General features: G+C 53.4%; 11 protein-coding genes. 8 read left to right on the forward strand and 3 right to left on the reverse strand.

All coding sequences use genetic code 11. The features are described 5' to 3' along the window. Positions 1-28: 28 nt before the first annotated feature. Complete coding sequence (locus tag KP707_RS10345; protein ID WP_211502945.1) at positions 29-1,009, reverse strand: SDR family NAD(P)-dependent oxidoreductase; 981 nt, start codon at positions 1,007-1,009, stop codon at positions 29-31. 104 nt (positions 1,010-1,113) lie between these two features. Between KP707_RS10345 and KP707_RS10350 the strand changes: the two genes are divergently transcribed. Beyond that, positions 1,114-1,689 carry a TetR/AcrR family transcriptional regulator gene (locus KP707_RS10350; protein ID WP_211502944.1) on the forward strand — a complete coding sequence of 192 codons (576 nt, stop codon included), beginning with the start codon at positions 1,114-1,116 and terminating at the stop codon, positions 1,687-1,689. Positions 1,690-1,877: 188 nt separating this feature from the next. Here the strand turns inward: KP707_RS10350 and KP707_RS10355 are convergent, their stop codons facing one another. After that, positions 1,878-4,298 (reverse strand): membrane-bound PQQ-dependent dehydrogenase, glucose/quinate/shikimate family, encoded by a 2,421-nt coding sequence (locus KP707_RS10355; RefSeq protein ID WP_215751601.1) that lies wholly within the window; start codon positions 4,296-4,298, stop codon positions 1,878-1,880. Positions 4,299-4,980: 682 nt separating this feature from the next. Next, positions 4,981-5,862 (reverse strand): LysR family transcriptional regulator, encoded by an 882-nt coding sequence (locus KP707_RS10360; protein ID WP_211502942.1) that lies wholly within the window; start codon positions 5,860-5,862, stop codon positions 4,981-4,983. Positions 5,863-5,984: 122 nt separating this feature from the next. Here KP707_RS10360 and KP707_RS10365 point away from each other — a divergent pair, with 122 nt between their 5' ends. From KP707_RS10365 to KP707_RS10395, 7 genes are read left to right on the forward strand one after another with little or no spacing between them, the layout of a single operon-like run. Continuing rightward, on the forward strand, positions 5,985-6,836 hold the full coding sequence (locus tag KP707_RS10365; RefSeq protein WP_211502941.1) for a transporter substrate-binding domain-containing protein: 852 nt from the start codon (positions 5,985-5,987) through the stop codon (positions 6,834-6,836). Further along, positions 6,829-7,224: a (2Fe-2S)-binding protein gene (locus KP707_RS10370; protein ID WP_306792308.1), complete on the forward strand. Its 396-nt coding sequence runs from the start codon at positions 6,829-6,831 to the stop codon at positions 7,222-7,224. The genes KP707_RS10365 and KP707_RS10370 overlap by 8 nt, the downstream gene beginning before the upstream one ends. Continuing rightward, positions 7,221-8,732: an NAD(P)/FAD-dependent oxidoreductase gene (locus KP707_RS10375; RefSeq protein WP_211502940.1), complete on the forward strand. Its 1,512-nt coding sequence runs from the start codon at positions 7,221-7,223 to the stop codon at positions 8,730-8,732. The genes KP707_RS10370 and KP707_RS10375 overlap by 4 nt, the downstream gene beginning before the upstream one ends. Then, complete coding sequence (locus tag KP707_RS10380) at positions 8,716-9,861, forward strand: FAD-binding oxidoreductase (RefSeq protein ID WP_211502939.1); 1,146 nt, start codon at positions 8,716-8,718, stop codon at positions 9,859-9,861. The genes KP707_RS10375 and KP707_RS10380 overlap by 17 nt, the downstream gene beginning before the upstream one ends. After that, positions 9,858-10,571, forward strand: coding sequence for an ABC transporter permease (locus KP707_RS10385; RefSeq protein ID WP_211502938.1), 714 nt, complete (start codon positions 9,858-9,860; stop codon positions 10,569-10,571). The genes KP707_RS10380 and KP707_RS10385 overlap by 4 nt, the downstream gene beginning before the upstream one ends. Position 10,572: 1 nt before the next feature. Further along, entirely contained in the window at positions 10,573-11,256 is a 684-nt protein-coding gene (locus KP707_RS10390) for an ABC transporter permease (protein ID WP_211502937.1), read from the forward strand. 30 nt (positions 11,257-11,286) lie between these two features. Further along, entirely contained in the window at positions 11,287-12,093 is an 807-nt protein-coding gene (locus KP707_RS10395; RefSeq protein ID WP_211500929.1) for an ATP-binding cassette domain-containing protein, read from the forward strand. Positions 12,094-12,142: the final 49 nt, after the last annotated feature.

Consider the following 12,142-nt stretch of genomic DNA (forward strand, 5'->3'; position numbering starts at 1 on the left):
ATCTCAAAACATGAGACATGCTTACATTTCAGGAAAAGCTCTCTCCAACCATCTCTTCGCTCTTCTTCCAAAGAGCCTCGGCATGAGCCAGATCGAGCGCATAAGACCGCACGCCCTCATCCCCCAGACCAAGCGGCTGATCATCAGAGACGATTGGGCTCACGTGGCAGTCTTCACAGTAGCGACCACCTATAGCATCTGCATCCGCCACGATCCCTGCCCAAACTGATGTAGCGGCGCCTTGCGGGATGGTCTTGAACTGGAATGGTGGCTTTCCCTCCTTGGCCGCCTGTTCATTGATGCCTGTGACCATAGCCTCGATTGCTCCTGCAGGCATATGACGAGGGAGTTCAGTCAAGATACCGCCGGGATGAACGGCTGTAGCCCGCACGCCACGAGCACGATGACGCGCGTCGAACGCAACAGCAAAGAGGATATTTGCGGTCTTGGAGCGCCCGTAAGCAACAAATGGCTCATAGGAAGCGTGGTCAAAATTTGGATCTTCCAGATCGACATCTGAAAAGCGATGGCCCGCCGAAGACAGGTTCACCAGTCGGGCGCCATTGTTCATAAGCCCCGCTATCCGGTTAATGAGCACGAAGTGACCAAGATGATTGGTTCCGAACTGTGTCTCGAACCCGTTCTTCGTATGCCCGAACGGGGTAGCCATGACGCCAGCATTGGCAATGACCAGATCAAAAGATAGACCAACACTGTTCAACTGGTCCGCACACGCCCGAACACTGCCAAGATCTGCAAGATCCAGCGCAATCAGCTCAAACTGTCCTCCCCCAGATTCGGCGTCTGCACGAACCTGAGTAGTCGCATTTTCAGCTTTATCCAGATTGCGCGCTGCCCCCACAACATGTGCACCATGAGCGGCAAGAGCGCGTGCAGTTTCGATGCCCAGGCCCGCAGAAACGCCTGTTACGAGAATGCGTTTTCCCTTGAGAGACAGACCAGAGAGAACATCATCGGTTGTTGATCTTGCGCCAAAAATCTTCGTCATTCGTGAAACTCCTGGGCGTGGTGAAACCACACGCGAGATGATATATGGAGCATTGCTCCGTTTCACATATGCGGAGGGATACTCCGTTTAACAAGAGGGAGCCAATGGCTGAGGACAAAAAACTTCGACGCAGACCGCGCAGCGATGGTCAGCGCAACAGAGAGCACTTGCTAAATGTGGCGAAAACCGCGTTCACGGCGGGTGAAATCGACATTCCCCTGGATGAAGTTGCGCGACGTGCAGGTGTCGGGATCGGCACGCTTTATCGGCACTTTCCCAACCGCGATGCTCTTATTGAGGCTGTTTACCGTGTTGAACTCGACCGTCTCGCAGACGCAGCACCTGTTCTAGCCGCACAGCATCCACCGGTCGAAGCGCTTCGCGCATGGATGCGCCTGTTCGTGGATTACATTGCCGCAAAGCAGGTCATTGCACCTGCACTTAACGGGTTGGTTGGCGGCACAAGCGCGCTCTATGCTCAGTCCGGGATTGTGCTTCAAGGAGCGATTGACACACTCGTAGCAGCTGCTGTTGCAAGTGGAGATCTCAACGCTGAGATCGAACCGATCGACCTGCTCAGAGCGTTGGCTGGCGTGTCGAACTTTTCAGCCGGCCCAGGGTGGGAAACAAGTGCAAAACGCCTCGTCGACATTCTTATTGCCGGATCAAGGGCATCCTGATTGTAAACGAAAAAGGACGACTGATATTCAGCCTCCCTACTCTATCTAAAATACTGAATGACTGCGCCGCGTTAGGGAACCTCCCTTGATACGTCCATAGAGCATTACTTGATCTGTTTTTACGAAAATAACGAATCTTCATGATGATAGTCGGGTTTCCATAATAGAAACCCGACCTAAAAAACAGATCAGTGAGCCTGAGACGTCTGCCCATCATCAAGAGCGTAGGCGAGAATATAATCGCCTGTTCGTGTTCCCATGCCGGCGTGGCCTCCAGCGGCAATAACAATGTATTGCTTGCCATTGATCATGTAGGACATCGGGTTTGCCTGCCCACCCGCTGGCAGACGTGCTTTCCAGACAACCTTGCCGGTGCTTTCATCAACAGCCCGCAGGTAATCATCTGCCGTCGCACCGAGGAAGACCAGTCCGCCTCCCGTCACCATCGTACCGCCGATGTTGAACATACCGGTTGGTAATGGAAGATTGGTGTGGGTTCCAAACGGCCCCGTATCACGGGTCGTACCAATCGGGTGCTGCCAGACGATTTTCCGGCTGACAAGATCGATTGCTGTCAACGTACCCCAAGGTGGCGCGTCACAAGGAACCATAAGCGGATTGAGCCATGGATGAACGTACCCGACATAGGGCGTACCATATTGCGGGCCATATACTCCGCCCTTCACATGAGGTTCGTTGCCGCTGCCGTCCCATGTCGGCACAAAACCCGCCTTTTCGACCGGTCCACGCGGCGCCATACGCAACATGAATGGAATGTAGTTGGCTGTGGAGATGACAAGTTTGTTGACCGGATCGACCGACGCGCCATTCCAGTCCACAACACCATCAAACGCCGGATAAACGATCGTTTCCTTTAGCTGTGGCGGCGTAAACTGGCCCTGATACGCGGCCTTACGGAATTCGATCCGGCATAGCATCTCATCAATCGGCGTAGCGCCCCATAGATGCTTTTCTGTCAGATCCTTGGGGGCAACAGAGGGAAGCCCAACCGAATATGGCTGCGTAGGTGTTGTCCAGTCGCCCGGAACAGCCCCTTGTGGCGTCTTTTTCTCCTGAACTTCCGCCACAGGTTTTCCAGTCTCGCGGTTGAGCATGAAGAACTCGCCACGCTTGGTAGTTTGTACGAGCGCCGGGATCGTTGATCCGTCAGGACCCGGTAAATCAATCAAAGATGGACCAACCGGGACATCCATGTCCCAGACGTCATGATGAACGGTTTGGAAATGCCAGCGCAATTCACCGGTTTTTGCATCCAACGCAATGATGGAACTACTAAACTTGTCATCGAATGGACGTCGGTGACCACCAAAGTAGTCCGGTGGTGCGTTGCCAGTGGGCAGATAGACAAGACCAAGTTTCGGGTCCGCCGTATAAACGCCCCACGCATTCGGCGTATCACGGGTAAGCTCGTCGTTAGGCCCAGGAGTCCAGGTTTGCGGATTATGGCCCACGTCCCATGCCCATACGATCTTACCTGTCACTGGGTCGAACGCGCGAACTGCACCGGATGGTTCAAACGTCGCCTGATTGTCGAAAATCCATCCTCCCGTAATGACCCGATCACTGATGATCATCGGGGGCGACGTCACAAAATGAAACCCGTCAGGAACGTGCCCCAGGTACTGCGTCAATGAAATGAAACCGTGATCACCAAAGTCTTCGCAAGGCTTACCTGTCTTGGCATTAAGAGCCATCAACCGGGCATCAAGAACCGGAGCGATGATCCGTTCCGGGCATTCGCTACTCGCCCCTTCAGGCGCCTTGTAATAAGCGACACCGCGGCATGCGAGATATACGTCTGGTCCGGTGTTGGCCTTGGGATCATATTTCCATTTAATCTTTCCCGTCGCAGCATCAATCGCTTCAACCCAGCTATGACCGGTGCAGACGTAGAGAGTGTCGTCCACCTTGATGGGCGTATTCTCAAAATTGAATTCATGGCCACCATCCGTGCCGCCCTGATCTTCACCAGCATGCATGGTGTCACCGGTGTGCATACTCCATGCCAGCTTTAGGTCTTTGATATTGCTAGCATTAATCTGTTTCAGAGGAGAAAAACGGTCCTGCCCTTGCGTTCGACCGTAATATCGCCAGTCCTGATCAGGAACAGAACTATCAGAACCCTCTGTTCCATTAGACGCCAACTGCGCACTGCCAGAAATCCCGTTGGGCTGAAGCGCAGCGATTACAAGAGTTAAAAATGCGGCGGCTGTAACCCCTCCGACTGAATATGTCGCGGCACGTGATATCGGTGAAAGCCGACCTCTAAACCATGGGAGCAGCGTCAAAAGGCCTAAGATAATGAACGCAACAAGCCGTGGCTCAAGCTCCCAGAAAGACAGGTGAACTTCCGCGATCGACCAGATCAAGGTGCCTAATATGGTAAGCGCTACAATCCATAAAGCGAGACCATTCCTGGCCCAAGCCAGAACTGCGCTCGCAGCCAATGCTAAACCACTAACTAGATAGTACGGACTTCCTCCCAAGAAAATAAGCTCTATTCCCCCGATAACTAGGTTTAAACTCACTATAAAAATCAGACCACTTATCACCCATGGTCTTGATTTTTCTTGAACATCGCTCGACATTTTACCTCCAATGTGAACGCTATGCGTTAAATCTGATAATTTCATCTTCTGGTTTTTAGATTTTTTCTTCAGTTACTTTTTCTCCTTTATTTATTTCTTATTCATAAATATCAGGCAGATAATTTTCCTAATTATTAAAATACAAAATTACCCACTGCATGAGGAAACAGTAATTTTTCCTTCAATATGAATAATTAGTATTTTCAGATACATTAATGAAACATACATATCATATATTATTGACTCCGTATTTATTTCACATCATTTCCTTTAAGGGAAAATTTTCATTTTTCTCATCAATCGACCGTGAATATCTTTTTTGTGATACTATGAAGAAATTGGACAATTAATAATGAAAATGGAATCTTTGGCTCTAAATTAAATTTCCCAATACTAATCAATAATTATTCCGGACGAGTAATGTCTATTTTAATTTGAGATCAACCCAACCAAAAATTTCAATATAGAGGCATTTAAAAATTCATTATAAATGACAATAGATTCAGATTATTATCAACACTGGAAGCAGTATTTGGACAGATCTCGATATAAACGGCCGTCTAATATTTAGAATACCCGCGAGCACCAAAAATAAAGGCATTGTTTTCAGAGCCTGACAGTATGCCTCAATTGCCTTCTTCGCAAACAATCGCCGTCAACTTGGTGTGACGGCCCCTCACCGTTAGGTAGGATTGCTGTACTTTCGGAGCTCTTCAAAAAGCGTGCGAATGACAGGTCGCACGCCGTGACCAGAAAACTGCTCGATATAATAATTTCCCAACCCAGGGATCGCAGGTAAAGCGCCGCACACAGTCAACCCGAGAGCCTCAACCAGATTTTGAGACGCCGGCCAGGGAACAAGAGCCAGAGAAGAACGCTCCTTGACCATCATGAGAGCAAGAGGCGTTGTGTCCACAGATTCAATCGTTAAAGACGTGTCTTCAAAAACACCGGGATAACGAGCCAAGAGTGTGTTCCACCCGACCGCATGTGACCTAACGTCCAGCAGCTTGAAATCTGCCACCGCGTCTACAGTCGTAATACGATCTACGTCTTCCGGCCGGCCGACCACCACGTGGCTTATTCCCATTAACCAGCCGGGATGTTCACGCGTGGACATGGCATAATCAAAACGGATAACGAGATCCGGTTCTCGATGCCTCTGCGCATCTTCGATGATCAGATCCACCCGCACGGATGGATGCTTTTTCTCAAAGGCACATAGGCGCCGCGGTAACCAGCTCAGAGCCATAAGCTGACTTGCAACAAGCGAAACACGCTCAAGCTCACGCCGAGGAAACAAAGACGCAGATTTCGCCTCGATAGCCCTAAGAGAAACCTGCACGGTCGGTAGGAACTCATTTCCTTCCAGCGTAAGCCGAACCTTGTTGGCACTTCTCAGAAACAACGGCTTCTTAAGATAGGTTTCCAGCGCCAGGATCTGCTGGCTGACAGCGGCAGCAGACATGTTCAGCTCACGCCCTGCAGAGGCAAAACTCTGATGTCGCGCTGCGGCATCGAAAACGCGAAGCCAGTTCAAGGAAGGGATACGGTACGACTGCATCCCTAAAGCGTAAGCTCAGCTTATGCTTTCTGCCAAGAAGAAATATATTCCGATATCGCATTTAAAATTCTAAATCGATCCAGTGAGCCTTTCCTGACACGCGTTTAGCGGAAACTTCATGAATGCCAATTCGTGCGACATGTCTCCTTATTCCGTTCCTGCTTCTGGCATGTCCGCCGTCTGTCGTCGCAGAAGATTATCCTCGCCACATCACAATCGCTACGGAGGGGACCTATCCACCATGGGCGTTCGCAAAACCGGATGGCTCTTACGCTGGTTATGAAATGGATCTCGTGAAGGCTCTCTGTCAGCGAATGAATGCAACCTGTAAAATCGTTACACAGGATTGGAACGGCCTTATTCCCGGGCTGCGCGTTGGGCAATACGACGCGATTATTGCCTCCATGGGCATTACAGATGAGCGCAGTAAAATTGTCTCATTTTCGCATCCCTACACCCATGCTCCGAATGGATTTCTTACCTCTGGCAAGAGCGCTCTCACCCACCTGCCCAGAGCTGGCATTCCCGTGGATCTGACACGTTCCCCCCAAGATGCCAAGGCTGCACTGGAAGAGCTGAACCTTGCGTTCGCAGGAAAAATACTTGGTGTTCAAACAGGCTCGACCGCCGCAGGATTTGCCGAAGCTTATCTGCCGGGTTTGAAAGTCATGGAATACTCTTCCGTCGACCAGTTAGGGCTTGAGTTAATGGCCGGCCGTATTGACATTGCCATCGCCAACGTCACGACCTTCAAGACAATGATCGAAGGGGCTCCCAAGGGCGCACTCGTGTTGACCGGACCTACATTTTCCGGCGGCGTACTGGGATCAGACACGACCAATATCGCATTCCGACCAGATGATGACAGCCTGCGCAGCGCCTTCAACGCAGCTCTAACATCCGTCAACACCGATGGAACCAATCAGGCGCTCTCTGAAAAATGGTTCGGCACGGATATTTCGATTCATGAATGACATCAAAACGCATGTCTTGCCGCCCGAGACATCTGCTCCGGATACGGCTGAGCAATCCTTTTCTGCTGATACAGGTTTCAAGCTGTTCGCCGCACTCGGCCCGGTCCCAGACGCCATTACTCTATTTCTGGACGGCCAACCGATCATTGTTCGCCAAGGTGATACTGTCGCCGTCTGCATGCTCCGGGCAGGCATCCCGTATAACCGTCTGAGCCCTGTCTCCGGTGCCCCGCGTTTGCCCTACTGCATGATCGGACACTGCTTCGAATGTCTTGTGGAGATTGACGGCATTGCCAATCAACAGGCGTGCCTGACGGTCGTACGTGACGGCATGAAAATCCGCCGTCAGTTGGGTGCGCCTCTGGCTTTGAAACACCCTGAAGTATGACACAAGACAACATTCCTCCGTACGACGCAGACGTGATCATCGTTGGGTGCGGCCCTGCCGGAATGACGGCGGCTGTTGAGCTCGTTCAGGCTGGCTGCTCCGTCATTGTTCTGGACATGCAGCCGACCCCAGGCGGCCAGATTTTCCGTAATCTTGAAGCTAATCTGCACGACAACAGCCCATCAGGACAAACGCTACTGGCCGCCCTCGGACCAGCCTATAAAGCGGGCGCTGAGCTGATCCAGCGCTTCCGGACATCCCGTGGGATTGACTATCGCCCCCAGACAACCGTGTGGGAAGTGCGGCCTGATGGAACCGTCGGCTGGTTACAGGGTACGAATGCTGGCTATGTGCGGGGACGTCAGGTTCTTCTGGCTCACGGCGCTATGGAGCGGCCCGTCCCATTCCCGGGATGGACGCTGCCCGGCGTCATGACAGCTGGGGCCGTCCAGACACTTCTGAAGGCAGGACACCTCAAACTTACCGGCAACATTGTCCTTGCTGGCACAGGCCCTTTGTTGCTGTTATTGGCAAACCAGCTGCATCAACTGGGCATCAAACCAGCATTGATTGGCCGTACTGATCGCTTTGCTGATGCGCTTTCCGGCGTGAGCGATCTGCGTCCGGGTGGCTTATTTCCCCTCATAAAGGGGCTCGGATGGATTGCGCGTTTGAAAGCTGCGGGTGTGAAGTCTGTGACAGGACTGAAGGACCTTGCCGCACATGGACACCGGAAAGTCGAAGCAATCAGTTTTACCGTGAACGGCAGACAGCAAACGCAAGCCTGCGACCTGCTGATCGTCCATGACGGCATTGTGCCATCCATCGATATCCCCAACAGCGCGGGACTTCGCCTTCAGTGGGACGATGCAAATGCAAGCTGGCGACCGGATACAACCTTTGACGGCCAGACAGCTTCGGCTCTCCCACCAGAACTGTATGCCGGACGTTGCGTCATTCGCGTCACGGGGGATGCCCGAAGGATCGGAGGGGCAGATGCCGCAATGACGCACGGCAGACTGGCAGCCCAATCTATCCTGGCTGATCTGGGTCAGGGGACAGGACCATGCAGCAAGGCTGTTCGTTCCGTCAGAAAGTCCCTCTCAGTACGACCATTTCTGGATGCTGCGTTTCCACCCGGTCTGTCTCGTGCCCTTCCAGAGAACGACACGATTGTCTGCCGTTGCGAGGAACTGACAGCCGGAAATCTCAGGGAGAAGATACGCTCCGGTTTCAGAAACATGGATGCGCTACGCGGTGAAACGCGTTGTGGTATGGGTCCATGTCAGGGACGCAGTTGCATGGTGACAGCCGCCCGCCTGCTCCAGGAACACACTCCCGCTACCACCTGTTTGCCTACGTTCAGAGGACGCCCCCCAATCCGTCCCATACCGCTAGGTGCGATAGCGAACCTGTCTGGCCTTGACCCCAGAGCCACCATACGCCTGACACTCGAAGACAAGCCCGAACATGGCGTAGAGGAGACGGTTGATGTTCCGGCAGAATGAAACCGCACTTATAATTGGCGCCGGACTTCAGGGCTGTTCGATTGCGCTGTTCCTGGCAAGAGCGGGCTGGAACGTGACGCTACTCGATAAGAATGTCGCAGGGCGCCATGCGTCCAGCGTCAATGCCGGGGGCTTGCGGACTTTGATGCGCGACTGGCGGGAATACCCTCTTTCCGAACTGGCCATGCATCACTGGAAACATCTTGACCAGCTCGTCGGACAAGACGCCGCAGCGTCCTGTGAAGTCCGCCTTGGAGTTGGTCAAATTGCCGTCGCACTTGATGAGGCCGAGCTCTCCTGGACGTATAACCGCGCTAAGGACATGAAAGAGCGTGGATTAGGCGCAGAAGAGCTCCTGTCAGCAAAAGACGTCCGACAAATGCTGCCCGGCCTTACAGACCAAGCCCTAGGGGGCCTCGTATCGAGAGGCGACGGACACGCAAATCCGGCGGCAAGTACCCGCGCCTTCAGAGAGGCAGCTATCGCCGCAGGTGCACAGATTGTCGAGAACTGCCGTGTTCTGGGTCTAGATCGGGTGCCTGGCGGCGGATGGGCTATTGAGACGTCATCAGGTGCATATGAAACTGGCGTTCTCATTAACTGCGCTGGAGCCTGGGGAGCACAGATCGCAACCATGGCTGGACAGACACTTCCCCTGAAAGTCGTTGCCCCCTCCATGATGGTTACGGCGCGGACGCAACCCTTTCTGGAACCTGTTGTGATCGGGATCGACCGTCCGCTATCGTTCAAGCAGAGCGCCGTCGGATCGCTGGTGATCGGAGGAGGAATTCTTGGAAAGCCCTGCGCGGACCATGATACCTCCTTCACCGTGATGGACCGGATGACGCAGGGTGCCGCGGCTACTCTGGAAGCCTTTCCTGGGCTGGCGCACGTGCCAGTCCTGCGCACATGGACCGGGCTCGAAGGCTCCACACCTGATGGAATTCCCTTCATAGGGCCAGGCGAAAACACTTCAGATTTCTGGAATGTCTTCGGGTTCTGCGGTCATGGCTTCCAGCTTGCCCCAGCCGTTGGCCATGTCGTGAGCCGGTCGCTTGTCAGCGGAAAGGTTGATCCGCTTCTGACGCCGTTTTCCTGTGCTCGCTTTAATACGGGAGAGGCAGGATGAACACACAAAGTCTGGCTCTCGTCGGGTTTGGCCCAGACGGTTGGGGGAAACTTCTGCTGTTAGCTGCGGGTCTGACACTGGCAGCAGCAGTGTGCAGCTTCGCACTCGGCAGTCTTCTCGGGACTATCGGCGCAGCTCTGAAACTTGCCCCAAACCATGCTCTGCGTTGGATAGGAACATTCTACACAACCCTGTTCCGCGGCATTCCGGAAATTCTGGTCGTCTACCTTTTCTATTTTGGGGGATCACTTGCCCTGACGCATCTAATGCATCTGGCAGGCTTCCCCGGTTTCTTTTCGCTCCCGTCGTTCGTCATCGGGGTCGTTGCCATCGCTCTGGTTTCCGGCGCCTATCAGACGGAAGCTTTTCGCAGTGCATATTGTCGTCTGGAACGTGGGCAAATCGAAGCAGGCAAGGCCTGTGGGATGTCGTCTACTGTCTTACTGTGGCGCATCATAGCTCCCCAGACACTCCGATTTGCGCTCCCGGCTCTTGGCAATATCTGGCAGTCCGGTTTGAAGGAAACAGCTCTTCTGTCCATCATCGGACTTGTAGAACTTCTCCGACAATCCACGATTGCATCCGGCGCAACGCGGCAGCCTTTATTGTTTTATGGGGTGGCGGCCCTCGTCTATCTCATCATGGGGCAGACGACGGCTCTCGGTATCAGGGCCGTCGAAAAGCGCTTTTCCCGCTGCTGGGGCCGATAAAATGGATTGGTCCTTCCTTTTCGAAACACTCAAAACGCTTCTCACGGGCGTTCCGCTTACGTTGCAACTGGCGGCAACGTCACTCTGTACCGGATTTGTCCTAGCCGCTTGCATAGCGACATTAGGAGAAAGCGCCTTTGCTCCCGCGCGCTGGTTTTCACGCCTTTATGTCATACTCTTTCAAGGAACGCCCCTGCTGGTGCAGATCTTTGTCATTTATTACGGGTTCGGACAGATAAATTTTCTCCGCTCTTCCTTTGCATGGCCTCTTCTGGCGCAAGCTTACTGGTGTGCCATTCTGGCCCTGTCGCTAAACACATCAGCTTATGGGGCAGAAATTATCCGTGGCGCTATTGCAGCCGTTCCTGAACGTGAAATCGAAGCCGGACGTGCGATCGGGATGGCAGGGCTTCTTCTGCGCCGCAGAGTTATCTGGCCGCAAGCTCTGCGATATGGACTGGCCAATTACGGGAACGAAGCCATCCTGCTGCTCAAGGCTACATCGCTGGCCAGTGTGATCACGCTGATGGACGTCACCGGTCTCGCCTACAGACTGGTTTCAAAGACCTACCGTTCGGAAGAAATCTTCACTGTTGCGGGCCTGATCTACCTTGCGATGACCTTTGTGATCGCCACCTGCGTCCATATGCTTGAACGCCATCTTAACCCCAGTCGCCGGGTCTGACCCAGACAAGCCGTCTTTTCCGGAGTTTTCATGGAACCGTTCCCGCAAGAAACAGCCCCGCTGCCCGGCGCAACCGTTATCAAAGCCGTCGGATTAACGAAGCGCTACGGCGTTTTAGACGTCCTTCAAGGAATTGATCTGGAAGCCCACGAAGGGGAGGTCATTTCCATTCTGGGGGCGTCTGGTTCAGGGAAATCGACTTTCCTTCGTTGTCTGAACCTTCTGGAGGTTCCCTCAAGCGGCGCTCTTAATATTTTGGGTGAAGATATTCGTTTTCGGCTCAAAAGAGGCGAGCAGCACATTGCTGACGCTCGGCAGATCAATCGCCTGCGATCGCAGGTTGGTATGGTTTTCCAGAATTTTTGCCTGTGGAGCCACCGAACGGTTTTACAGAATGTTATGGAAGGCCCGATCCACGTTCAGGGGCGAAACCGCCATGAAGTCCGTGATGAAGCCGAAAAGGCATTGGCCCGCGTCGGGATGCTGAACAGGGCAGAGTATTACCCGTCCCAGCTTTCCGGCGGCCAGCAGCAGCGTGTAGCGATTGCGCGCGCCATTGTCATGCGCCCGCGTGTCCTGCTGTTCGACGAACCGACCTCTGCACTGGACCCGGAACTGGTGGGTGAAGTCTTGAAAGTCATGCGGGATCTGGCATCGGAGGGCCGAACCATGCTCATTGTGACGCATGAAATGGCCTTTGCACGGGATGTTTCAAGCCGGATCGTTTTCCTGGAAAAAGGCACCGTTCGAGCCCAGGGAAACCCGCAAGACTTGTTCAAAGGCGGAATGGATGAGAGCTTTGACAGATTTATCAGCCATTTTTCCCGGCCGGGCTGATGCCCTGTAACAGAATACAGCACATCATGCGGTCAGTAGACCGTGTGTC

The organism is Gluconobacter sp. P5E10 (assembly GCF_018812145.1).
In the GTDB taxonomy this organism is placed as follows: Bacteria; Pseudomonadota; Alphaproteobacteria; order Acetobacterales; family Acetobacteraceae; genus Gluconobacter; species Gluconobacter cerinus.

Excerpts from the sequence above, each read along its gene's own strand:
- KP707_RS10345 (WP_211502945.1), bottom strand. The coding sequence starts at position 1,009 with ATGACGAAGATTTTTGGCGCAAGATCAACAACCGATGATGTTCTCTCT.
- KP707_RS10350 (WP_211502944.1), top strand. The coding sequence starts at position 1,114 with ATGGCTGAGGACAAAAAACTTCGACGCAGACCGCGCAGCGATGGTCAG.
- KP707_RS10355 (WP_215751601.1), bottom strand. The coding sequence starts at position 4,298 with ATGTCGAGCGATGTTCAAGAAAAATCAAGACCATGGGTGATAAGTGGT.
- KP707_RS10360 (WP_211502942.1), bottom strand. The coding sequence starts at position 5,862 with ATGCAGTCGTACCGTATCCCTTCCTTGAACTGGCTTCGCGTTTTCGAT.
- KP707_RS10365 (WP_211502941.1), top strand. The coding sequence starts at position 5,985 with ATGCCAATTCGTGCGACATGTCTCCTTATTCCGTTCCTGCTTCTGGCA.
- KP707_RS10370 (WP_306792308.1), top strand. The coding sequence starts at position 6,829 with ATGAATGACATCAAAACGCATGTCTTGCCGCCCGAGACATCTGCTCCG.
- KP707_RS10375 (WP_211502940.1), top strand. The coding sequence starts at position 7,221 with ATGACACAAGACAACATTCCTCCGTACGACGCAGACGTGATCATCGTT.
- KP707_RS10380 (WP_211502939.1), top strand. The coding sequence starts at position 8,716 with ATGTTCCGGCAGAATGAAACCGCACTTATAATTGGCGCCGGACTTCAG.
- KP707_RS10385 (WP_211502938.1), top strand. The coding sequence starts at position 9,858 with ATGAACACACAAAGTCTGGCTCTCGTCGGGTTTGGCCCAGACGGTTGG.
- KP707_RS10390 (WP_211502937.1), top strand. The coding sequence starts at position 10,573 with ATGGATTGGTCCTTCCTTTTCGAAACACTCAAAACGCTTCTCACGGGC.
- KP707_RS10395 (WP_211500929.1), top strand. The coding sequence starts at position 11,287 with ATGGAACCGTTCCCGCAAGAAACAGCCCCGCTGCCCGGCGCAACCGTT.